A 21590-nucleotide genomic window follows, 5' to 3' on the forward strand; every position below is an offset into this window, starting at 1 on the left:
AAATAACTGGCTCGGGTTACCGAGCTTGGTCTCCCATGAACCACAGCGATGAGGTTGAAATGCTCAGCTACCTGGGCATAGGTAGCGTTGACGATCTCTTCTCCGACATTCCCCCCCAGAAGGTCAGGAAAAGCGGCATCGATTTACCTGACGGGATCAGCGAGCTCGAACTGACAGCGCTGGCCGAGTCCGTGGCGTCCATGAACAGGAAATACCGTTACAGCTTCCTGGGCTGCGGCGTCTATGACCGCTTCGTCCCGGCCGTTGTGGACACCGTCATCTCCAGGGGGCGAGTTCCTCACCTCTTACACCCCCCCGTACCAGCCAGAGGTGTCACAGGGCACGCTTCAGGCCCTTTTCGAGTACCAGAGCCTGATGAGCCAGCTCATGGCCATGGACGTCACGAACTCCTCCATGTATGACGGCTTCACGGCCCTGGGTGAGGCGGTGAGGATGGCATTCAGGATCAACGGAAGGCACCAGGTGCTGCTCCCTGAGAACATATACACGAGGAAGCTGGGCGTGATAAGGAACTACACCATCGGCCTCGGTATGAAGGAGGCCTTCTACAGGGTCGACCGCTCCACAGGATCCCTGGACATCGAGGACCTGAAGGGTAAGGTGGGTAGCGATACCTGTGCGGTGGTGGTGGAGAACCCCAACTCCTTCGGAATCCTGGACCTGAGGTGAGGCACGTGAGGGAGGTGATAGGGGGGGACGCCGTGCTGATAGCCTACGTCGATCCTGTGTCCCTGGGCATTGTTGTGCCTCCCGGGGGGGAGTACGGGGGGGCGGACATAGCGGTGGCCGAAGGTCAGCAGCTGGGCATGAGGCCCAACTTCGGCGGCCCGTTCCTTGGCATCATGTCCTTCAGGGAGGAGTACGTGAGGAAGTCCCCGGGGGGGAGGATAATAGGCGAGAGCGTGGACAGCAGCGGGCGGCGCGCTTTCGTCATGACTCTGCAGACCCGCGAGCAGCACATAAGGCGCCAGAGGGCCATGAGCAACATATGCACGAACCAGGCACTGATGGCACTTGCGGCCAGCGTTTACCTTGCAACGCTTGGGCCGAGGGCCTCAGGGCCGTTGCCTCCAGGACGGTGGAGATGTCATCCCGCCTGATCTCAAGCCTCTCCTCCCTGCACGGCATCTCTGCCGGGCCGTTCAGGGGGGGAACATACTTCTCTGACGTGCCAGTCAAGGTGCCATACAGCCGCGAGGAGCTCAGGAGAAGGCTCGAGAGTGCCGGTATCGCCGGTGGGATACCGCTCCCCTCGGTCATACAGCCACTTGCAGCGGAGTTCCCGGACACATACTTCTTCTCGGTCACGGAGAAGACAACGGATCAGGCCATAGCTGCACTGGCACAGGCGCTGGGGGTGGAGTAGGTGCAGTACAGGCAGGCGAGGTACGATGAACCGCTGCTTTCTGAGATATCGTCTGGAAACGACTACCACCATGTTGAGTCCGGTGCTGCCATACCGGAATCCCTGAGGAGGAAGTCCCTTGACATTCCGTCTGTGGCGGAATACGATGTTGTCAGGCACTACACACGCCTCTCGCAGATGAACTATGCCGTTGACATAGGCATGTACCCTCTCGGCTCCTGCACAATGAAGCTGAACCCCCCCAAGTTTGCTGACCGGATATCCTCCATGCCGGAGTTCAGCACTGTGCACCCCCCCCTGGCCCCCCCTGAGGAGAGTGTGCAGGCAACCTCAGGGTTATGTACGAGCTGCAGGAGTTCCTGAAGAAGATCTCCGACATGGACGCGGTATCGCTGCAGCCGCTGGCAGGGGGGGCACATGGAGAGTACACCGGGATACTGATCGCCAGGAAGTACCATGAGGTGCACGGTGAGCTGGAGAGGCGCAGGGAGGTCATCATACCGGATTCGGCGCACGGCACGAACCCCCCCGCCTCTGCTGCCATGGCCGGGTTCGATGTGGTTGAGATACCCTCTTCCCCCCCGGATGGCATGGTGGACATGGGTGCCCTGAGGGCCGCGCTGTCAGACAGGACCGCCCTCTTCATGATAACGAACCCGAACACGCTGCATATTCGAGGACCGCATACTGGAGATAGCGGATCTGGTCCACTCCGCCGGTGCCCTCCTCTACTACGACGGCGCGAACTTCAACGCCATCCTGGGCAAAACCTCTCCTGGCCTCATGGGCTTCGACATAGTGCACTTCAACCTCCACAAGACATTCGCCACGCCCCCACGGGGGGGTGGCGGGCCGGGCTCAGGGCCTGTGGGCGTCAGGGGGGGCGAGCTCAGGGACTACCTGCCTGTGCCCGTTGTCGAGTACGATGGAAAGGCCTACCACCTGAACTACGACCTCAGGCACACCATCGGGGGGGCGGTATCGTCCTACTACGGCTCATTCCTCATGCACCTGAGGGCCTGGGCGTACATACTCTACCACGGTGGCAACGGGCTCACAAGGAACACCGAGAGGGCAGTGCTCAACACCAACTACCTCGCGAAGAGGCTCTCCGGGGGGGCTTACAGGATACCGTACAAGCCTCTGAAGAAGCATGAGGTCGTGGTGTCCAGCGACAGCACTGGAAGGCGTGCCCAGGACATCGCCAAGTACATCCTGGACAATGGCATGCACCCGCCAACTGTGTACTTCCCGCTCATAGTGCACGAGGCCCTCATGATAGAGCCCACCGAGACTGTGAGCAAGGCCGACCTTGACAGGTACGCTGACATAATGCTGGAGGCCGCCAGGGAGGATCCGGAGGGACTGAAGAGGATGCCACTGAACACCGCGGTGGGCAGGATAGACGAGGTGAGGGCAGCCAGGGAGCCGAAGCTAAGGTGGTGAGATCAGCGCTGCCAGGAGGGCAGCCCTGAGTGGCATTTCGTCCACGCTCACCACCTCGCTCTCCGCGTGGGCGCCTGAGCCACGGCACCCATGCCGTCCAGCACGGGCTTCCCCCATCGCGGAGCAGAAGTTGCCGTCACTGCCACCCCCCGACCGCACACTCCTGAAGGTCAATGCCAAGGGTCCTGGCAGCCCTCCTGGCCTCCTCGAAGAGCTCCACGGTGGCCCTTGTCCTCTCCATGGGCGGCCTGTTTATGCCGCCCGACACCTCAATGGTGGCTCCCGGGTTGTGCGGTCGCATGGACCTGATCTGCCCGTCGACCCTCTCTGCCTCGCTTAGTGTCCATACCCTCACATCGACCTGCACCTGGGCCCAGTCAGCGATCACGTTGCTCCTGGTGCCCCCCCCACTGGCCACGTTGACGCTCACCGTGGTGCCCCCCCTGGCAGTGTCCGAGAGGCTATGGAGGAAGAGAACTGCCCTGGCCATCTCATCTATGGCGTTCACGCCCTTCTCAGGCTCGAGGCCTGCGTGAGCGGCCCTGCCCCCCCTGAATGTAACAGTGTAGTCTCCGACTCCTTTCCTGGATGTCTTTATCTTTCCGTCCTGGCTCGGCTCCATCACGAAGACCCTGCTGCTCCTGGAAGCAAGATCCTCTATGATCGGCCTCGATTCCGTGCTACCTACCTCCTCATCGCCGGTGAAGAGGGATACGAAGCTACCACCGTGCTCCGCCGCGAACTGCATGGCGTACAGGCACTGTACCATGCCGGCCTTCATATCGAAGACCCCCCCCGGCCCGTAAGCGAACCTACCGTCCGTCCTGAACGGCCTTTTCCCGATGGTGCCCTTCGGCCATACGGTGTCGTAGTGGTTCAGCAAAAGGTCTTTCCCATCCCCGCATAAAACTGCGTTTCCAGAGTTCCCCCAGCCTTATGATCCTGGCGCTTATGCCTGTCAGCCTCTCCACAGTATCTGCAAGCCACTCCGCAAACCCGTCCAGGAGGTCCTTGTCTGTGGAAGGCGTCTCCATGCTGACCATTGTGGACAGGAGGGAGAGCATCTCCTCCCTCTTCCCGGCCATCCACTCCCTGACGCCCTCCATGTCACCCCCCCCACCGTTATGTAGCCGTAGTCCACGCTCATCCTCCTCAGGTACTGCATATCCACAGTTACGCCTATCCCCCCCGGTCCTGCGTTGGGCCTGATCCTTCCGTCCTCCATGCTGAAGGGGTTCAGGACAATGTCCCTCTCGAAGTACTTGTCGTTGGGCGATGTATCTCCGGGGTAATCAACGTCCCTGAGCGATGCGAACGCGACGTTGAAGGCCCTGCCAATTCCGGTCTCCAGCATGCCACCGACCCAGCAGTGCGCCCTGTTCTCCCTCACTATCCTGACCACCTCAAGCGAGGGCCCGAAGCCGCCAAGCCTCCCGGGCTTTATGTTTATGACATCGGCAGCCCCCGACCTCAAAGGCCTTCCTGGCCTTGTCAGGGGGGGAGGTAATGGACTCGTCAAGGCAGATGGGTGTGGAGATCTCCTTCCGCAGCTTCGCATGGTCGATTATGTCCTCATGGTCGAGGGGGGGCTGCTCAATGTACACGAGATTGTACCTGTCAAGCGATCTCAGTACATCCAGGTCCTTGAGTGTGTAGTCGTTGTTGGCGTCAGCGCTCAGCACTATGTCCGGGAAGCGGTCGCGCACTGGCCCGAGGATCTGGTGCTCCATGCCCCCCTCTTTATCTTCAGCTTGACCCTCCTGTAGCCCCCCCTCTGCACCGCCGCCTCCACGGCCTTCAGGAGGTTCTCAGGCCTGTCGATGCCTATTGATATGCCCACGTCTGCGTAGCCCTTGCTCTCCCCCCCTATGTACTGGTGCATGGGCCTGCCCTCAGCCTTTGCGTGGTAGTCCCACAGGAGCATCTCGAGCGCAGCCTTCGCCATGTTGTGGCCCTTTATGGCCTGTGCCCTTGCGGTGAACTCATCCGGTGTAGGGAGGCCAGAAATCATGGGGGGCCAGGAACTTCCTTATCACGTGCATTGCGGTATCGTTGTCCTCGTAACTGTAGAGGGGGGGCCTCACTGGTGACGCACTCCGAGAAGGCCCTGATGCCTTCATTTTCCAGTGTGAACACGTAGCCGACCCTCTCATCCTCAGTGCCGAAGCTGGTTGTGAACGGGGACTTGAAGGGGAGCCTGACCTTGTAGAACTCGAGCCTCACGTATGAAAAACGATTGGGTGTGCATAACCTTTCGCATATGCGGTGCGGAGGTTAGATAATGCTCCTGGTGATAACCCCCCCTCACTTTATGCGGGAGACCGTTAAGAGGATCACCGATCCTGATGAGATATGGAAGATCGTGCCTGTGATAAGGTCAGCATGGGGCATGGAGGACATGTCCAGCCTGGTCAAGGACGTGGTGGCGGCCATGCGTTTCCACGGCGGCATAGTGCTCGGCGCTTACGACGGAGACAGGATGGTGGGCATGCACTTCAGCTTCCCGGGGGGGTACAGGAAGGGGGGGAGGGTGTACCTCTACTCCCACATGACAGGTGTGGTGGATGAGAGGAAGTACTCCGGCATAGGCTACGCCCTGAAGATGGAACAGGCCAGGATCGCCAGGGAGATGGGCTACAGCCTCATCGCATGGACTTTCGACCCTGCGATGTCCCTGAACGCGTACTTCAACCTCCACAAGCTCGGGGCCATTGCAAGGACATACCTGCCCAACTTCTACGGAACCATGGAGGACAGGATAAACAGGGGAATGAAGACAGACAGGCTCGTGGCAGAATGGTACATAGGCGGGGGGCAAGAATTTCGGAGCGTGGTTACACCATAGAGAACATGGAGGACGGCAGGCCTGCAAGGAAACCGGTCACCGGGGGGGGAGAGGACACCATCGGCCTGGCAATACCCACAGACTTCGCTGCCCTCAAGGAGAGGGACAGGACGGAGGCGGTTGCCTGGCGCCAGTACATCGGCAGCACACTCTCCAGCCTCTTCAACCAGGGCTACGTCGCAGTGGACTTCGGCAAAGAGCCAGTGACACACTACATACTAACGAAGACGGATGAGTTAGGGGGGGAGAACATATTCAGGGACTAGAGCGCCTTGTACCTCTTCACAGACACCTCGTATATCTCGCCCTCGGAGCCCAGGTAGTTAAGGATCTCGTCGACCTGCGCCTGGTCTATGTTCCTGTTTGCCGCCGCTATTATTATGTCCTCGTAGCGGCAGCCGTTCCCGTCGGTGTCGTTGTTCCTTATGTAGTCCAGGATCAGGTCCTTGTTCTCCTGCACCTTCTCGTCCACCTGAGCCACCGTGAAGGCTATGTCCACCATCTCCCTGAACTTCTGGAAGTCGTATTCCCTGTAGTGCCCGTGTGCCCTTATGGCGCACTCAGCTTCCTCCTCTGTGTATCCGAGCCTTACGAGATCCTGCACAGATGGATTCTCTAACTTGAATGCCTCCCTGATGGCGTAGAGCTCCTTATTGATAGGTGTGCCGTCCTGAAGTTCCAGAAGGCCCTGGTCATCTCGTCAGCAGGCCTCAGGAACTCCGGGTTCACGCTCACGTAGAGGTTTCCCTCGCTGTTCCTGAAGACGTTGGTCCTGCCCATGACCACTATGTAGTCGTTGACGTTGACCTTCGCGGCCTCAGCCATAACCTTCTCGTTGAAGTCGCTCGCGAACACGTTCACGTACACCGGGCCCAGCGGGTCAGATACAGTGAGCCTGACCTGGGTGTCCTCGGCCCTCTTCTGGGTGACCTGGCCGCAGACCAGAACCCTCTTCACCCTGGCGCCAAGCGGTGTCACGATGTAGGGCCTCCCTCTTTGATCCTCGTCCCTCTCCTCAACGACCGTGGTGTCCTTGAGCTCCTTGGAGAAGAGCCACCAGGCCTGCTCCCTCCTCCTGGACATCATGATATTTCCTCCTGTATCATGATCGATATCTCCTTCAGGTCATCCTTCGATATATACGAGATGCTCCTGGCCCTCAGTGTCAGGCCGTTCGTCCCCCCCTTGGTGAGGTCGCCTTCAACCGAGATGGCCCTGCCCAGGAGCGCAGCCTCTATCCTCCGGAGATAGTCCTGGTGTCGAGCCTGCTCTTAGTGAAGTCGAGGTCAGCATCTGTGAGGCCCAGAAGGGGCATGAGCACCTGCCTTCCGCACGTGCACTGCACCGTGCCGGTGCCGTCGTCCAGGGTGAAGTAGGCGAATATGTCCATCTTGGGCACGTCTATGGGGTGGTCCGGGCACCTGACCTCCTCGATCACCCTGTTGCACACAGAACACCGGTAGATGATGCCGCTCTTCTCCCCCCCCACCGTTACAGCGAAGCCAGTGAGTGTTATCCCGCCTATGGAATCGTTCAGTTCGCTTATCGAATAGTACCTCTTACCCATGCTTATCTCCTCAGTCACCTGCGAGACCCTTGTCCTGTTCTGCACGGTGACCCTGAGGATGCCGTTGTATTCAGAGACCCGGGCGCCCTCGAACTGGTAAACGCCCCCCCTCAACCAGAGGCACATCGAATGAGGTGAGCCTTACCCTGCCGGTCTCGTCCTCCAGGTAGCCGCTGTAGATTGTGACCTTCTGGCCGTCCCTCTCCTGCTCGGTTACCCTGATGCCCGACACCCTGCCCTTCACGCTCACGTAAGCGTCCCTGGTGTTCAGGTCCTTCACCTTGAACTCCCTGTAGCTCCTCCTCACCTCTATCTCGTCCTTCGGCCGGAGTATGACCTCGCTCCTCGAGTCCACGTAGAGCCTCAGCTTCCCGTTGAACTCCTTCACGTACGCGTTGTTTATGTCTATGACGTCTCCCGGCCTTATTGCGGAGGGAAAGGTCCAGGCCGTGAAGGATATCGTCCCGGTATCGTCACCAACTATTCCAGAGAAGTATATCGAGTCGCCCCCTCTGGTTGTGGAGCTCCCTCTGGTTCAGGGAGAGGACCTTGACCCTGACATCAACATTTTCAGTTGCGGCCTTTATGTCGCCTATCTTGACCTGGCTCATATCCGGGATCATAATGTCTATCTCCATATTATGTTGTGCTTCCCCCCCATGTTGCGCAGGTGGGGCCCCCCCGCTGGAGACCCTGGAAAAACGTCTTCGAAGCACGGGCCCCCCCATGCCCCCCCGTACTACCCTGATCGGCTGTGAGTGCCATATTTTAAGTACGCCATTCCTCTGCACTGGGGAGCGGTAGCCTTAATGCCACACGCCGGGACACTCATAAGGGAGAGGCCACTTGCACTGGTGCTGGGAATAGCCCTCATGGTCTGCGCAATTCTCGTCCAGGAGGTCCTGGACCTGGTACCACTGGCCTGGTTCAACGCCTCCTCAGGCAGCCGTGACCTGCTGGGCACGCCGGGGTATCTGGGGGGGTTCGAGATAGCCCACTCAATACTCATCTCCTTATACCTTGGCCTGGTTGCCGGTATCTGCCAGGAGTTGCTCACCCTTGCAGGTGTCAGGTTTATCTGTCAAAGGGCAGTCGTTTACTTTGGGCTTGGCTTCTCTGTCGTGGACGTCCTCTTGCTTGTGGTTCAATCGATACCGTCATTCCTGTCCCTGAACTCTTACTTCCTGTTCGTGTTCACCTCGAACATCGCGGTAGAGGCAACGCTCCACCCTGGCTCAGCTGCCCTCATGAAGTGGTCCACGTTCTTCAGCAGGGCAAGAGTGCTGGGTGCACTCTTGCTGTGCATCATCTTGCACGCTGGGATAGACGGGGGCCTTGTCTTCACTGACATATTCTCCATCACGCACAGGGCCTCTGCCGAGATGGCAGGAACTCTGTACCTCTCTGTATCTGTGATAATCTCAGTAGCGCTTTTCGCTGCAGTACTGGCTGCTGCGCAGTGCGCCAGGCAGTTCTTCGAACAGGCCTCATTGATTGAACATGGATAAGAGGCATCCCAGAAACACACTTCTGATTGAGGACTGCCAGTCCCTGAATGCCATGTGGCGGGGGGGTCAGGGGGGGTTATACATGTAATGCCCTCTGTAATACTCAATAAGGCTCCTGTAGACCGCGAGTGCATTCGGGTTTACATCTCCAAGGAGGTATCTCCTTCCTGTGACTCCTGCAACTATGCCCACCATGCCGCTTCCTGCCAGGGGGATCGAACACCAGGTCTCCGGGGGAGGAGAAATGCTCGATCAGCGCCTTCACTAGCTCGAAAGGAAGCCTCGTCGGGTACTTTGGCATGGCCCTCTTGTAGTCCCTCTTGAATATGAAGGATGAGAGGTTCGCCTCACCGGAAAGGCAGTGCTCGGTGCTGCACCTCCTGTTATATGTGTACCTGTGGCCCTTCACGAGCCAGAATATCTCGTACACGTTGTGTGCTGGCCTCTTCCTGCAGGCAGGCGCGAAGTTGTATACCCAGTAGATCTTTCCGTTGAGCCTGAGACCACCGTGCCTCTCAATGGCCCTGCTGACTGCACCGCTGTTGTTCCAGCCTGAGAAGAGGAGGGCCTGGCCCGCAGGAGAGAGGTTCCTCTCAATCACTTCGAGAAGACTGGCCACGTTTTCTTCGTATTCTTCCTTATTCCACTCCCTGTAACCGTCAACAACCAGACTATCGTCTCTGTTGTAGTTCCCCTTCCTCCCATTAAAGTCTATGCCGAAAGGTGGGTCTGTAAGTATAAGGTCAGCTCCAACACCGTACCAACCGTTCATGTCCATTATCCGATAGACTCCTGCACTCCGCGATTCCGCCTCCTCAGTCGGGAACATTTTGCTCAGAGAGGTCTTGTAACCTGATAACACTTTATCTGTCATATATCAGCCCGCTATCGACCACCTCACCATATGAATGACTTCACAAGGACTCTGTCAGGGGGGGCACGGTAGTCTGATTCCCTATATTTTCCGCCTTCTACTTTTACATGCCGGGATCCTACCCAAATCCGGAGACCCGACAGATACCTGCTGGCATATCGAGAATGAACACCATGTAAAGACAACAAGTTCTTGAGGGGGGGTAGATAGCCTGAACAAAATTTAGATATGAGTACATAATTGGATACATTTTATGTAACAGTATGCTGGTACCTGTACATTTCAATAGGGGGAAGCCAATTGTTAACACACTCTACAATTGTTTGTATCGTTTGAGAAAGTCTAAAATAAGGAATTTCCATTTTTATCAACGTGAATAGTAACCTAATAATATTCATAGTCAGGCGTGCCATATACGCCGTGATCAGCCTACTCTTGATCATCACGATACTTGAACTCTTGATTCACATTATTGCACCTACTCCTCTTGCACTCGCAAAGGTCTATGCGGCTATCACGCGCCTAAGGCTGAGCTGGAGGCCATCGTCAAGGAGTACGATCTGAGTGCACCACTGTACGTGCAGATCCTGAACTACATCTCTGGACTGTTTCACGGAAACCTCGGCTATGACCCGGTGTACCACAGGCCTGAAATACAGCTCATTGGTCACTACCTGCCCAGGACTCTTGAGCTGGTGATACCGGCGATAATACTGTCAATGCTCCTGGGCCTATTAACAGGTGCGATCGGCGCCTCCAGGAGGAGGAAGGTTGGGGACCACGTGGTAAAGGGGGGGGTATACCTGGTCACATGGGCTTCACCGTCATTTCTCATAGGAATAGTCTTCCAGCTCTTCTTCGCCTATGACCTTGGCCTGCTTCCGGCAGTGGGTATGGTGGCGCCTGGCCTCCCTGCGCCACCCGACAGGGCATTCTTCCCGTTCCTCAACGCGCTCATAGCGGGTGACTGGGTTTACCTCCACAGTTTAGTGATACATGCCGTTTTGCCTGTCATAACAATAGCGCTGATCAGCTTCGGTGTGATAACTAGGCTGACAAGGGCCTCCATGCTGGATGCAATGGAGTCCGATTACTTCAAGCTGGGTCTCATGAAGGGAATACCCCCCCGCAGGAGGGCTGTTTACAGCATCGCCCTCAGAAACGCCTCCATACCTGTTGTAACACTTCTTGCGCTGTCATTTGCATACTCTGTGGCAGGAGCAGTTGTAGTTGAGGACATATTCCACTATCACGGGATGGGCTGGTTCATTGTGAACTCAATTTACAGCCTTGACTACATAGCGATACTCTCAACAACCGTGATAGTCGCGGTTGCCGTGATAGTTGCAAACCTCGTTGCGGACATCCTCTACGGTGTACTAGATCCGAGGGTGAGAATACAATGACAACGGAAGTAAAGACAGGTTTACAGGTTAGCGGAGTAGCCAGGGCCAGGTCAAGATTTTTTGACTATATAAGGCAGATGTCCAGGGACAAGTCAGCGATCCTTGGAATGGTGATAGTCGGACTCTTCCTGCTCTGGGCCCTCATTCAGGGCATAATGGAAGTGCTTTCGGGCTTTTTCCATGATCCGAGGCTTGGGTATGCTTTACTGCCCTCTAACCCGTTCAAGATAGACTTCGCAGACGAGCTTCTTCCACCATCACACAGCTCCCTTGCAATGCTCTTCGGTACAAATGCCCTGGGGGGGAGAGCATACTCTCGAGAATGCTGTACGCCATGCCCAGGGATGCTTTCGTATCACTGGTCATAGTCCTGGTTGCTATAGTTATAGGCGCCCTTCTGGGCATAACAGCGGGTTACAGGGGGGGGCTGGGTTGATACCATAATAATGAGGATAACTGATACATTCCTATCCCTCCCAGCCTGGTGCTTGTGATAGCCATATCCATACCACTGAAGGCCAGCTTCAGCTCAGTCCTCATAGGCCTCACAATTGTATGGTGGCCCACATATGCCAGGTTCTTCAGGGCACAGACACTGCAGGTCAAGGCCAGGGATTACGTGGAGTCGGCGAAGCTCTACAACGTCAAGCCCTGGGCACTGTTCTTCAGGTACCTATTCCTGAACAGTGTTGACCCGGTCATAGCGTACGCTGCTCTCGACTTCGGTAACGTGATACTCACATACTCCACGCTGGCCTTCCTCGGGATCGGTATAACAACACCTATACCCGAGCTGGGTTCGATGGCCTCAAACGGTCTGGGCTACCTGCCAGGTGACTGGTGTATTCACTCTTCCCAGGTCTGGCTATACTGATAATAGTGGTCGGTTTCGTTCTGGTGGGCGACAGGTTCCAGGACGTGATAAACAACAGGATTGAATACTGAAGGGGTGCTCTGATGTTCTTGGAAATACAGGGACTTAAGGTGAGTTACAGGTCATATGCTGGTACCATAACCGTCCTAGATGACTTCTACCTGAATATGAAGGAGGGCGAAACTGTTGCTATCGTTGGCGAGTCCGGCTCTGGAAAGAGTACCCTTGGACAGGCGATAACAAAGCTCCTGCCCCCCCCTCGGCCGTCATGGATGGGAAGATAGAGGTCTCTGGCATAGATATATCGAAGAAGTCCGAGGACGAGATGTCAAACATAAGGGGAACAACGATGTTCATGATCTTCCAGAACCCCCCCCTTAACAGCTTGAACCCGGTCAAAACGGTTGGGTTCCAGCTGATGGAGGCGATTAGCATCAGAAACCAGCGTAACGGCGAAAACATGACAGAGGAGCAGATGAAGAACGAGGTAGTCGAAACGATGAAGGTCGTCAGGCTCCCAGACCCGGAGAGGATCTTGGAAAGATATCCGCATGAACTCTCCGGTGGTCAGGTTCAGAGGGTTGTTATATGCATGGCGCTCCTCCTGAAACCGCGCCTCCTCATAGCAGACGAACCAACCACGGCACTGGACGTGACAATTCAGGCGCAGGTGGTGAACCTGCTGAAGGAACTGAACCAGACAAGGAAGATGTCCATAATCTTCATCACTCATGATCTCAGTCTTGCTTATGTCCTGGCAGACAGGATTGTGGTGATGTATGCCGGGAGGATCATGGAGGACGGTCCGGCCGAGGATCTCATAAGAAAACCACTGCATCCTTACACAGAGGGACTTCTTATGAGCATACCCACCAATGATAAGAATGCTGGCCCACTTTATTCCATACCTGGAAGCCCGCCATCGTTCTTCTCCCTACCTAAGGGGTGCAAGTTCAGCCCGAGGTGCAGGTATGTCTTTGGCAAGTGCGAAACCGAGGAACCGAGGCTGGTTAATTATGGCAGCTCTAGTGTGAGGTGTTGGCTCCGTGGATGAGATAATAAAATTTGTTGGTCTGAAGAAGTACTACATGGCCTACCAGAGGCAGCTACTTGATGTGATATTCAGGAGAAAGCCAGTTTACGTGAGGGCACTGGACGACGTGAACCTCTCAATCGTGAGAGGATCCGTAACCTCCGTGGTGGGTGAGTCCGGTTCCGGGAAGACAACGATGGGCAAGATAATCACAACAATGGAAAAACCCACAGGTGGAACATACTACTTTGAAGGTAAGGAAGTCAGAGGCAGCTACGTGGAGGAGGTGAGGAAGAGGGTTTCCATGGTCTTTCAGAACCCCGCCACCTCCGTTAACCCGAGGATGAAGATAAAGGCAATAGTATCTGAGCCGCTGGGGGGGAGGTTCGATGAAAACCGCGTGGCCGAAGTCCTCGAATCGGTGGGTTTGAGGTACAGCGATGTAAAGGACAAGCAGCCAAGGGAGCTTTCTGGTGGTCAGATCCAGAGGGTGGCAATAGCCAGGGCGCTTGTAAAGAATCCTGAACTCCTCGTTCTTGATGAGCCAACCTCGGCACTGGATGAATCCGTACAGGCACAGATGCTCAATCTTTTCGTTGAGCTCCAGAAACAGTACTCTGTGACCTATGTGTTCATCACCCACAACATAGCCGTCGCAAAATACATATCGGACACGATGGTTGTGACATACGCCGGAAAGGTGTTCGAATACGGTAGCACGGAGAAGATCCTGAACAGTCCAAAGCACCCATACACTCAGCTCCTTATATCATCCGTTCCGAGCTTTGAATCGAAGAAGTTAAGGTCCCCAACCGGGGGGGACGTTCCGAGCCTGATTGACCCACCTCCGGGCTGCAGGTTCAAGAACAGGTGCCCTTTTGCAATGGAGACCTGTTCGAAGGAACCCCCGATTGCTGAAATAAATGGAGTGAAGGTTGCGTGCTGGCTCTATGTGGGGGGGAATGCCGTGGAAAACCCTAATTAAGGGCACCATCCTTGTGGCCATTTTCTCCATCTTTCTTGACATAAGCAGGAGGACATTTATCTCTTATCTGGAATTCCTGGGGGTTACCTACCTCCTGCTTGCCATCTACATATGGTGGAAGACCACTGTGAGGGTGATCATAAATTCAGATCAGGTCGAAGTGAAGTCATTTCTATCCACCAAGAGGTTCAGGATTTCGGATATTCAGGATCTGTTCTATAACCAGGGCATCCTGCAGAGGAAGTTCGACCTGATATCGATATACGTTATAACGAAGAGGGGGGAACATACTCATAAAGGACCTGCGGGACGGAAGGCATGTCTATGAAGCCCTGGATGCTGCTTACCGGGCGAATCACGCCGGCGATTCTACGGAGCAGGGGCAATCTGTGTGAGATCTTTTGGACTTCTCAATCGGCTTCGTCATGCTGCTCCGCATGGACCTTTCAAGGGAAAGGGAATGGCGGGTTCAGCATACTATTTTATTGAGTTTAAAAACGGCTTACAGGAAGCGCCACCATATCACTCTATTCCGTTGTGGATAATAAGGGTACCTCAAGCTTCCAGTCAAGCAATCAATCTATTGAAGTAGGATCACGGGGTTTTGCGTACCTCCACTCCCAAGCCGCAGATTACATTAAGCCACTTCCCACTGGAAGATGTAGGCAAACCAGCATGCTACAATCCAAAATTGTATCTGTTGCCACCAGCACCCGAAACTGTTCAGGCATCAATAACGGTACAGACGGTCGATCAGATGTACCTCTGTGGGGGTAGCTTTAGCCTGCCCTACCTTCTTTCATGGTTATATTATCTACCTGTGGTAGATAACTTCCAACACTTCAAACACGGATTCTAACAGGCTAGTCTCAAGAAGAGAAGATTTACCTAAAGATTAAAAAAGGGCCACTTAAAAATTAAGGATGGGTTATCTTTATGACACCATCCTTAGGGCGTCGGAAGCCAGTAAGGATGTTGTGGCCAATACGGAGGCAGTACTCGAAGACGTCACAGCTGAGGACGGTGACGCCGTCTCTTTGAATGAGTACTGGCTTGTCAGCAGGTTGTAGAAGTAACCGGTGAACTGGTTGAAGTAGAAGTTGTGTATGTACGGCTGTATGAAGAACACGTTATCTGACATCGGCATCCATACGTAGGCGTACAGGTGGTCAGTAATGTTGTATACCTCGTACATCTGCTTCAGCTGAACAGACTCGGGTTCGAAGTCCATGTTCACGAAGAGGTTCTGGAGTGTCGTGTTGTTGACCCATGCATCATTGCCTCCAAAGGCCCCACCTCCGTCACATCATATATTGCCATGAGCTGCTGACCAACGGGGGGGTCAGGGTAATCCGGGACCCACCCAAGGTCAACGAACCTCGGAGTTGATGCTGGGCTTGTCCAGGAGAGCACCGTACCCTCGTGTCGTACTTGGCCTGGAAGTTGAGGCCGAGCAGCTTGAATGAGTCTATTGCAATGGTTATCTGGTCCGATTCAAGGGTGCTCGGGGGGGGCGATATACCTGTTATGTCAAAGGTCTGCGATGACAGGTCAGTGCCAGATGTGTTACCTATCTTCGTACCGTTCGGGAGTACCACATAGGCATGCATCTGGTAGAGTGCCTTCTTAAGATACTGCATAGCCAGTGTCAGGTTCTGCTGTGGGAGAGCGCGTGCACAGGATCGTAGTAAAGCCCATAGCTCGGGGATATTGGGCCAAGTTCCATGTACGCCAGTGGGCTACCATTGTAGTTGTTGTCGTAAAGTGCCAGCTGAGCACTGTAGTTCATGGCATAGTATAGTGCTGCCCTGAAGTTCGTGTTGTTCGTCGGGAACCTCTGGACGTTAAGCGATATGTAAAGTGCGCCCGCCTCAGGTATCACCTGCACCAGGTTAGTGTTCCTGTCCGATGGGTTGAAGTAGCCGTTAATTATCTGCTTGAAGCCGGTGGGCCCCACGGTCGATATCTGTGACAGGTTGGTGTCGAAGTCAGCTATCCTGTCCGCATGGCTTAGACCGTACTCTATGACAATTTCCGGAATGCTCGGCGGACTGGCAACATAGGGAACGTCGTTCACAGGTGTGGAAATGGTCTCCATGTGCGTCTTGCTGTTGACCGTGACAATTGTATCGTTGTTAACAGTGTGACCATCCACCCAGTAGTGCGGGTTCTTAACTATGACTATCGTTGAGTATCCACTGCTGACACTTGAGATCACGTACGGTCCAGTTGCCAGGGCCCCCCCATTCTGGTTTATGTACGAGTTCTCACCTGAAACGTTCACGCCTCCGTGGGCGTCAACGTACTGTGGCTCGATTATGGCACCGTATGAGCTCGCTATGTCCTGCAGCAGGAAGGGGGGGTAGGGGGGGTACATGGTCTGTATGGTGACATTGAGCGGGTCCGTGCTGTTGATCTCGCTGGCAGGCAGGTAGACAGCCTGGTCTGGGTATGTCATGACCTTCCAGTCCGTGTAGTTCAGTTTGAAGTGCGACAGTATGTATGCCAGATCGTTTGCCTCAATCGTCACATTCTGGCTCTCGTTCTTACCGTTGATCGTGTATCCCGCAGCCCTGAGCGCGTGGCCTATGCCCCCACGGTATTTCTATGCTGTAGTCAGCGAATATCGTGTCGTTGAACAGTATGTTTCCAAAGTCCGAGGCGTATGGTGCCTGGGCCATGAGGATTCCCCTGTATATGGAGAACCACACATCTGTTGCGTTTACAGGCATGCCGTTGCTGAATGTCACGTAAGGCCTCAGGGTGAAGTTGTAGACCATCGGGTTGCTCACGTTGTACGTAACGCTCTGCGCAATCACGGGCACCACGTTGAAGGAAGTCACGTTGTACTCAACAAGCTGCTGATAGAGGGCTGTGAACAGGGGGGGCTCGTCTGTCGTGAAGAATCCTGTGGCCGGGTCAAGCCCTTCACTGGGAGCTGCTGTCTGCGATACGTCGGTGAATACTGTAGGATGGTAGATCTTCTGTGGATGGTACAGTTCAATGACGGCCACCGCCGCCACGATGACTACTACCACCACCACGACTGCTGCTATGACCTTTTTACTTACCATTGGCGGTCTTATCTGAAAGTCAATATATAAAAATTCGTGAGATGGATTCTACTCTGTATAATTATTATATAAAATTATGAAAATATCACGAAATTTATAGTTTAGGGCTTGATAAGTGTCATATGTTTTGCCCACCCTTATGAATGAAGCCTTCGCGTGAAATATCAAAGCCCTATTTCCACATTTTTTACAAACCTCTTTTTCCTTCCATGTGTGGGTTCAGTAAATCTTTGTGGCAGCCTAGAAACATTTTGCTCATCCTGGGCAAAGGCATCTTTCCGGCATAGGTAAGATATCATGTGAGAAATTTATGAAACGGAGGCACGAGATGGTTCACCAACATTTGGCTGATAGAAGAATGAAGGAAATTCTAGGCGTTATTTGTGGCCAGGAATCTTGATTGGTTCTGTGCGACATCCAGGCACCTTGCGATGATAATATCTCCACTGTGAAAAGATTACAACTAGTCCGAACTACATTGTTTGAGTGGGCCCGACCGGATTTGAACCGGTGGCCTTCGCTGTGTGAGAGCGATGTCATAACCACTAGACCACGGGCCCTTCGCATCCGTAAGGTACTGGCACAATTTAACCCTTACGCGGCACCGCGCATACATTTATATCCGCACCACGGAATTTCTATTTTCATGGAGCACACGGATGCCGGTATAGAACTCAGCGATGAGCAGCTCCGTGCCGTAATGGCTGAGGAGAGGTACGTCAGGGTCATAGCCGGCGCAGGCACAGGGAAGACAGAGACACTGGTGTCCAGGATAATACACCTTATCAAGGACAGAGGTGTGCCGCAGGAGAGGGTCGTGGCATTCACCTACACTGAGAGGGCAGCGGCTGAGATGCTCTTCAGGGTTTACGAGCGAACCGGCGGGGGCGGCATCAATGCCGGCTCAATAGGAAAGATGTTCGTGGGAACTATTCACTCGTTCTGCTTCAACGAGCTGAAGAAGAGGTTCGGCTACGACAGCTACACACCGATGGACGAGGGACTTGAGAACGCTGTTCTCATGCGGTTCCTTGAAGGGCGCTATGATGTTGAGAATTTCAAGAAAGTTATCTCCATCTTCTATGAGGAGATGCTTGATAGGAAGGAGCTGAAAAGGGTACACCCGGAAGTGATGGGCCTCATAGAGGAGTACGAGGAATACATGGAGGAGAAGAGGCTCATAGACTTCCCGCGCATGCTCTCTATCTACCACTCGAAGCTGAAAGAGGGTTACAGGCCAGAGATCGAACACCTCCTAGTGGACGAGTTCCAGGACATCAACAGGCTTCAGTTCGAGATCATCCGGCTCATCGGGAAAAGCTGTTCCGTCTTTGTCGTTGGCGACCCCCCCAGGCAGACAATATACAGGTGGCGCTGTTCGGACCCGTCACTCATCAATGAGTTCGAGAGGGCGTTCCCGGGCACTGCCACATACTACCTGACCAGGAACAGGAGGAGCGTGCCGGAAATAGTAAGACTAGCGAACTCAATTGATGAAGCGTACCTGTCTTCGCCCAGGGAGTCGATGTTGAGGCCAGTGAGGGAAGAGAGGGGGGGCACAGTGAGCACTTTCAGTGGGTATGAAGCAGAGATAGCGGAAACCATAGAGAAAAGCGTGAAGGGTGGTGGGGGGCCAGGTATTCTGACTTTGCCGTCCTGTACAGGAGCGTGAAGGGCAATGCCAGCGGCCTGATAACGGAGTTCAGGAGACGGGACATACCGTTCGTCATATTCGGCAACTCCGCCATCTTTTCCATGCCCGAGATGGAAGCCATTAGGACCGTCTACAAGTGGTTCGTGGACGCCTCTAGGCAAGGTGGCGATCCACCGGAGAAAGAGATCGGAATCCTGTCGGAGAGGTTCGGCAGGCCTGCTGAAGTGATATCCGCTGACCTTGCCAGGGCCAGGGAGAAGTTCAGAAGGACGTCCGGCACAGCGCTGGATGCATTCTCACAGGCCTACAAGATGGTGTATGCAGCCATAGGGATCAAGGGGGGGCTCGACAGCACAAAGGCCGAAGACCATGGCCTCCTCCTCGCCATGGCATCATTCTCAAAGATGGTGGGTGATTTCGAGCAGTCAGTGAGCCTGGGGGGGGCAGGAACGGGCACTGGAAAACGTACGTGAGGGGGGGACTGTTGAGGTACCTCAGTGACAGTGAATCGGAAAGGATCTATGGCATAAGCGCAGATGAAAACAGGGTCAGGGACGCGGTGACTGTCAGCACCATCCACAGCGCCAAGGGGGCTGGAGTGGAACGTCGTATTCCTGCCGGACATAGACAAGCTCCGCTCAAGGCCGAGCAGGCCGGTTTTGAGCAAGGATCTCTACGACCACTGGAGGTATTCAGGTGGGGGCGTGGAGCACTACAACCTCGCTTACGTTGCCGTCACAAGAGCAAGGGACACCGTGATGTTTGTCAGGAACAGGATATTCGGTGGTGGCAAGAACTCCAGTGAGATCAGGGTCCACGGATCGAAGGCCTCCCCACGGAAGTACTCGATCTTCGACGCGACATCGATCTCCGACTACTACGTCTGCCCGCACCACTACTATCTGGGCAGCGTGTGCGGCTTTGTGCAGGGCACTGACAGGATGAAGGGATTCGGGGGGGAATCCGTGCACAGGGTGCTGAAGGCCGTAGCCTCAGCGGCCAACAGGGACAGGCTGACGAGGGGGGGACAGGTCAGGAAGATAGTGGAGAGGGAGGTCCACCTGCCATATGCAACGCCGGAAGACGTCCGGAGGGTGAGGCAGGACGTGGAGGAAAAGGTAATGGGTGTCCTGGATTACCTGAAATCGGCGCACGTTCAGAGTACAGAGGACGGCATGATGCACCTCTCACTTGGCACATCGATCCTCAGGGGGGGCAGGACCGACCTGCTGGTCAGGCCTGATAGCGAGTCCATTGAGGTCATAGACTACAAGTCTAACCTGTCCGGGGGGGATGGGGGGGACGATATGAAGCGTTACAGCATGCAGCTCGCAGTCTACAGGAAAATGCTTGAGGGCCAGGGGGGGATGATTGTGAGGTCCGTGAAGGTACTCAACCTCAGGGATGGAAAGCTGCATAACCTCGATGCGGGCCCGAAGATCGACAAGGAACTTGAAAAGTGCATCGCCGGGATGTCGGCCGGTGAATTCAGGGGGGGGAGGCCTTGCGCCTTCTGCGGCGAGTGTGAATACAGGGACATATGCAGGTTCACTGACACTGACATGAGGAAAAAAGGTTAAGGCTCATTCTTGATACACCCATGTCCTGCAATAGAAGTACCGCTGAACGGTGATGCGGTACGACGACACAGGACTAGATGTCACCGGGCCATGGGCCTCGAACCTAGCAAATGGCCGCAGGCCTTGCTGTGAAAGTCCGACCAGCGGCAGGTGAAGAAATCCCCCACAGGGTCAGTGGGATCATGAAAGGTGATTGGTCCCCCCCGTTAAAGTGGGGGGGAAGATCAAGATTCAACCACGAGGAAACTTATGTACAGCCAGGAGAAGGTGAGGGTTGAGAGCGATGACCTCGAGTTCGTTGTGAAGACTGTTACCTCAAGGGTCAAGACATACGATGTTCAGGTGAACCCTGAACACATAAGGTTCTTCTTCTTCCACTCCGACAACCCCCCCGACATCGCAGAGGCCTTCGATGACATTAGGAAGGTACTCGTTGATAGGGGGCTACATACCCTTCATTGCTGAGGACGGCGAGGCTTTCATAGAGGTCGACAGGCGCCCCCCCCAGGTCAGGTACAGGAGCAACACAGTGAACCTGGTGATGCTGATCCTGACCCTGGCCTCCACCATATACGTGGGGGGGTCTGGCTACGCATCTGCCTTCGTCAGCCCGGGCCCATACAGGGAGGAGCTGAGCCTCCTCTACGGCTTCGCGTTCTTTTCCGCACCCCCTCATGCTGATCCTCGGCATACACGAAATAGGGCACTACATTGTGGCCAAGAGGCACCATGTGAGGGCCTCGCTACCGTTCTTCATACCGTTCCCTCTGGAGCTGGGCACGTTCGGGGGGGCCTTCATATCCCTAAGGGACCCCATACCGAACAAGAGGGCAATGACTGAGATAGGGGCTGCAGGGCCAATCTTCGGTTTCCTGACTGCGCTGCCCCTCATGTTCCTGGCCTCCTACCTTTCCAGGGTATTCAGGCCTGTGACAGACTACGTGCCCTTCATAATACACCTCCCCCTCATATACCACCTGTTCCACCTACAGGTCCCAACGGCCAGGCCCATATTCCCGATGGTCCTCGCCGTGTGGGTCGGCATGTTCGCCACAGCGATGAACCTGATCCCTGTGGGGGGGCAGCTTGACGGCGGTCATGTGATCAGGGGCCTCCTGGGACGCAACGCCGTATATGCAGACTATGCCTTCGTGGCCATACTCTTCTACCTGGGCATAAGGTACCCGGGTGGTGGCTCCTCGCAATATTCGTCATATTCATGGGGATCACACACCCGCCTGCGCTGGATGACTACTCTCCCATAAGGCCCAGGGACATAGCAATAGGCGTTTTCGCACTGGTGATGTTTGTGCTCACGTTCACCGTGGTGCCCATATCACAGGCCTAGCGTACACAG

At 55.0% G+C, this 21590-nt stretch carries 21 protein-coding genes, 1 tRNA gene and 7 pseudogenes; 15 read left to right on the forward strand and 14 right to left on the reverse strand.

Annotated features, from left to right (window positions below; all coding sequences use genetic code 11):
* Positions 1 to 35 precede the first annotated feature (35 nt).
* Both gcvPA and gcvPB read left to right on the forward strand, forming a co-directional pair.
* A pseudogene (gene gcvPA, locus JCM13583_RS07160) lies at positions 36 to 1387 on the forward strand (aminomethyl-transferring glycine dehydrogenase subunit GcvPA).
* A pseudogene (gene gcvPB / locus JCM13583_RS07165) lies at positions 1388 to 2833 on the forward strand (aminomethyl-transferring glycine dehydrogenase subunit GcvPB).
* On the opposite strand, the gene JCM13583_RS12610 reads toward gcvPB, so the two are convergent.
* The 3 genes and pseudogenes from JCM13583_RS12610 to menC form a co-directional block, all read right to left on the reverse strand.
* Positions 2822 to 2992 (reverse strand): hypothetical protein, encoded by a 171-nt coding sequence (locus tag JCM13583_RS12610; protein ID WP_171823509.1) that lies wholly within the window; start codon positions 2990 to 2992, stop codon positions 2822 to 2824. The pseudogene gcvPB and the gene JCM13583_RS12610 sit on opposite strands and share 12 nt — an antisense overlap.
* Positions 2970 to 3716, reverse strand: a complete 747-nt coding sequence (locus JCM13583_RS07170; RefSeq protein ID WP_162509572.1) for a M20/M25/M40 family metallo-hydrolase — start codon at positions 3714 to 3716, stop codon at positions 2970 to 2972. The genes JCM13583_RS12610 and JCM13583_RS07170 overlap by 23 nt, the downstream gene beginning before the upstream one ends.
* A gap of 75 nt (positions 3717 to 3791) precedes the next feature.
* Positions 3792 to 5056 (reverse strand): annotated as a pseudogene (gene menC / locus JCM13583_RS12615) (o-succinylbenzoate synthase).
* Positions 5057 to 5114: 58 nt separating this feature from the next.
* Here menC and JCM13583_RS07195 point away from each other — a divergent pair.
* Together JCM13583_RS07195 and JCM13583_RS07200 are read left to right on the forward strand one after the other, a co-directional pair.
* Positions 5115 to 5678, forward strand: a complete 564-nt coding sequence (locus JCM13583_RS07195) for a hypothetical protein (RefSeq protein ID WP_075057195.1) — start codon at positions 5115 to 5117, stop codon at positions 5676 to 5678.
* Between the two features lie 5 nt (positions 5679 to 5683).
* The gene (locus JCM13583_RS07200; RefSeq protein WP_075057196.1) at positions 5684 to 5944 is read left to right on the forward strand and encodes a hypothetical protein; all 261 of its coding nucleotides are present in this window, start codon (positions 5684 to 5686) and stop codon (positions 5942 to 5944) included.
* Here the strand turns inward: JCM13583_RS07200 and JCM13583_RS12620 are convergent.
* Both JCM13583_RS12620 and JCM13583_RS12625 read right to left on the reverse strand, forming a co-directional pair.
* Entirely contained in the window at positions 5941 to 6282 is a 342-nt protein-coding gene (locus JCM13583_RS12620; protein ID WP_162509573.1) for a hypothetical protein, read from the reverse strand. The genes JCM13583_RS07200 and JCM13583_RS12620 overlap by 4 nt on opposite strands.
* A gap of 11 nt (positions 6283 to 6293) precedes the next feature.
* Positions 6294 to 6764, reverse strand: coding sequence for a hypothetical protein (locus tag JCM13583_RS12625; RefSeq protein WP_162509574.1), 471 nt, complete (start codon positions 6762 to 6764; stop codon positions 6294 to 6296).
* Positions 6765 to 6782: 18 nt separating this feature from the next.
* Between JCM13583_RS12625 and JCM13583_RS14025 the strand changes: the two genes are divergently transcribed.
* Entirely contained in the window at positions 6783 to 6929 is a 147-nt protein-coding gene (locus JCM13583_RS14025; protein ID WP_171823510.1) for a hypothetical protein, read from the forward strand.
* Here the strand turns inward: JCM13583_RS14025 and JCM13583_RS07210 are convergent.
* The 3 genes from JCM13583_RS07210 to JCM13583_RS14030 all read right to left on the reverse strand — a co-directional run bounded on the left by JCM13583_RS07210 (position 6913) and on the right by JCM13583_RS14030 (position 7883).
* Positions 6913 to 7359, reverse strand: a complete 447-nt coding sequence (locus JCM13583_RS07210) for a hypothetical protein (protein WP_075057197.1) — start codon at positions 7357 to 7359, stop codon at positions 6913 to 6915. The two genes, JCM13583_RS14025 and JCM13583_RS07210, sit on opposite strands and share 17 nt — an antisense overlap.
* Positions 7316 to 7633, reverse strand: coding sequence for a hypothetical protein (locus JCM13583_RS07215; RefSeq protein WP_075057198.1), 318 nt, complete (start codon positions 7631 to 7633; stop codon positions 7316 to 7318). Before JCM13583_RS07215 ends, JCM13583_RS07210 begins: the two co-directional genes overlap by 44 nt.
* A gap of 85 nt (positions 7634 to 7718) precedes the next feature.
* A complete protein-coding gene (locus JCM13583_RS14030; protein ID WP_171823511.1) occupies positions 7719 to 7883 on the reverse strand; it encodes a hypothetical protein in 165 nt (54 codons plus the stop codon).
* A gap of 171 nt (positions 7884 to 8054) precedes the next feature.
* On the opposite strand from JCM13583_RS14030, the gene JCM13583_RS07220 reads away from it, so the two are divergent.
* Entirely contained in the window at positions 8055 to 8753 is a 699-nt protein-coding gene (locus JCM13583_RS07220) for a hypothetical protein (RefSeq protein ID WP_075057199.1), read from the forward strand.
* Positions 8754 to 8856: 103 nt separating this feature from the next.
* On the opposite strand, the gene JCM13583_RS07225 is transcribed toward JCM13583_RS07220, so the two are convergent.
* Positions 8857 to 9531 (reverse strand): site-specific DNA-methyltransferase, encoded by a 675-nt coding sequence (locus tag JCM13583_RS07225; protein ID WP_075057200.1) that lies wholly within the window; start codon positions 9529 to 9531, stop codon positions 8857 to 8859.
* Positions 9532 to 9999: 468 nt separating this feature from the next.
* Between JCM13583_RS07225 and JCM13583_RS07230 the strand changes: the two are divergent.
* From JCM13583_RS07230 to JCM13583_RS07250, 5 genes and pseudogenes are all read left to right on the forward strand, one after another.
* Positions 10000 to 11033: pseudogene (locus JCM13583_RS07230) on the forward strand (ABC transporter permease).
* Positions 11030 to 11978 (forward strand): annotated as a pseudogene (locus tag JCM13583_RS07235) (ABC transporter permease). The pseudogenes JCM13583_RS07230 and JCM13583_RS07235 overlap by 4 nt, the downstream one beginning before the upstream one ends.
* Before the next feature lie 9 nt (positions 11979 to 11987).
* Positions 11988 to 12961 (forward strand): annotated as a pseudogene (locus JCM13583_RS07240) (ABC transporter ATP-binding protein).
* 34 nt (positions 12962 to 12995) lie between these two features.
* Positions 12996 to 13925 (forward strand): ABC transporter ATP-binding protein, encoded by a 930-nt coding sequence (locus JCM13583_RS07245; RefSeq protein WP_075057247.1) that lies wholly within the window; start codon positions 12996 to 12998, stop codon positions 13923 to 13925.
* Complete coding sequence (locus JCM13583_RS07250; RefSeq protein WP_162509576.1) at positions 13903 to 14253, forward strand: hypothetical protein; 351 nt, start codon at positions 13903 to 13905, stop codon at positions 14251 to 14253. The genes JCM13583_RS07245 and JCM13583_RS07250 overlap by 23 nt, the downstream gene beginning before the upstream one ends.
* Before the next feature lie 606 nt (positions 14254 to 14859).
* Here the strand turns inward: JCM13583_RS07250 and JCM13583_RS07255 are convergent.
* From JCM13583_RS07255 to JCM13583_RS07275, 5 genes are all read right to left on the reverse strand, one after another.
* Complete coding sequence (locus tag JCM13583_RS07255; protein ID WP_162509577.1) at positions 14860 to 15156, reverse strand: hypothetical protein; 297 nt, start codon at positions 15154 to 15156, stop codon at positions 14860 to 14862.
* Positions 15157 to 15226: 70 nt separating this feature from the next.
* Positions 15227 to 15565, reverse strand: coding sequence for a hypothetical protein (locus JCM13583_RS07260; protein WP_075057203.1), 339 nt, complete (start codon positions 15563 to 15565; stop codon positions 15227 to 15229).
* Positions 15566 to 15573: 8 nt separating this feature from the next.
* A complete protein-coding gene (locus JCM13583_RS07265) occupies positions 15574 to 16455 on the reverse strand; it encodes an ABC transporter substrate-binding protein (protein WP_075057204.1) in 882 nt (293 codons plus the stop codon).
* A 16-nt stretch (positions 16456 to 16471) separates the two neighbouring features.
* Complete coding sequence (locus tag JCM13583_RS07270) at positions 16472 to 16999, reverse strand: ABC transporter substrate-binding protein (protein ID WP_075057205.1); 528 nt, start codon at positions 16997 to 16999, stop codon at positions 16472 to 16474.
* 487 nt (positions 17000 to 17486) lie between these two features.
* Positions 17487 to 17559, reverse strand: a tRNA-Val gene (locus tag JCM13583_RS07275).
* 86 nt (positions 17560 to 17645) lie between these two features.
* Between JCM13583_RS07275 and JCM13583_RS07280 the strand changes: the two genes are divergently transcribed.
* From JCM13583_RS07280 to JCM13583_RS07295, 4 genes and pseudogenes are all read left to right on the forward strand, one after another.
* Complete coding sequence (locus tag JCM13583_RS07280) at positions 17646 to 18671, forward strand: ATP-dependent helicase (protein WP_075057206.1); 1026 nt, start codon at positions 17646 to 17648, stop codon at positions 18669 to 18671.
* Positions 18668 to 19126: a hypothetical protein gene (locus tag JCM13583_RS07285; protein ID WP_075057207.1), complete on the forward strand. Its 459-nt coding sequence runs from the start codon at positions 18668 to 18670 to the stop codon at positions 19124 to 19126. Before JCM13583_RS07280 ends, JCM13583_RS07285 begins: the two co-directional genes overlap by 4 nt.
* 186 nt (positions 19127 to 19312) lie before the next feature.
* Positions 19313 to 20233, forward strand: coding sequence for a PD-(D/E)XK nuclease family protein (locus JCM13583_RS07290; RefSeq protein ID WP_075057208.1), 921 nt, complete (start codon positions 19313 to 19315; stop codon positions 20231 to 20233).
* Between the two features lie 249 nt (positions 20234 to 20482).
* Positions 20483 to 21581, forward strand: a pseudogene (locus JCM13583_RS07295) (site-2 protease family protein).
* Positions 21582 to 21590: the final 9 nt, after the last annotated feature.

Origin of the sequence: Thermogymnomonas acidicola JCM 13583, assembly GCF_001316105.1 — an archaeon.
Taxonomy (GTDB): Archaea; Thermoplasmatota; Thermoplasmata; order Thermoplasmatales; family Thermoplasmataceae; genus Thermogymnomonas; species Thermogymnomonas acidicola.

Coding starts and splice junctions, on each gene's coding strand:
- JCM13583_RS14025 (WP_171823510.1), top strand. CDS start 6,783: ATGATCGATATCTCCTTCAGGTCATCCTTCGATATATACGAGATGCTC.
- JCM13583_RS07260 (WP_075057203.1), bottom strand. CDS start 15,565: ATGCAGTATCTTAAGAAGGCACTCTACCAGATGCATGCCTATGTGGTA.
- JCM13583_RS07195 (WP_075057195.1), top strand. CDS start 5,115: ATGCTCCTGGTGATAACCCCCCCTCACTTTATGCGGGAGACCGTTAAG.
- JCM13583_RS07225 (WP_075057200.1), bottom strand. CDS start 9,531: ATGGACATGAACGGTTGGTACGGTGTTGGAGCTGACCTTATACTTACA.
- JCM13583_RS07270 (WP_075057205.1), bottom strand. CDS start 16,999: ATGGTAAGTAAAAAGGTCATAGCAGCAGTCGTGGTGGTGGTAGTAGTC.
- JCM13583_RS07250 (WP_162509576.1), top strand. CDS start 13,903: ATGCCGTGGAAAACCCTAATTAAGGGCACCATCCTTGTGGCCATTTTC.
- JCM13583_RS07245 (WP_075057247.1), top strand. CDS start 12,996: ATGGCCTACCAGAGGCAGCTACTTGATGTGATATTCAGGAGAAAGCCA.
- JCM13583_RS07200 (WP_075057196.1), top strand. CDS start 5,684: ATGGAGGACGGCAGGCCTGCAAGGAAACCGGTCACCGGGGGGGGAGAG.
- JCM13583_RS14030 (WP_171823511.1), bottom strand. CDS start 7,883: ATGGAGATAGACATTATGATCCCGGATATGAGCCAGGTCAAGATAGGC.
- JCM13583_RS07220 (WP_075057199.1), top strand. CDS start 8,055: ATGCCACACGCCGGGACACTCATAAGGGAGAGGCCACTTGCACTGGTG.
- JCM13583_RS07280 (WP_075057206.1), top strand. CDS start 17,646: ATGGAGCACACGGATGCCGGTATAGAACTCAGCGATGAGCAGCTCCGT.
- JCM13583_RS07255 (WP_162509577.1), bottom strand. CDS start 15,156: ATGGACTTCGAACCCGAGTCTGTTCAGCTGAAGCAGATGTACGAGGTA.
- JCM13583_RS12625 (WP_162509574.1), bottom strand. CDS start 6,764: ATGATGTCCAGGAGGAGGGAGCAGGCCTGGTGGCTCTTCTCCAAGGAG.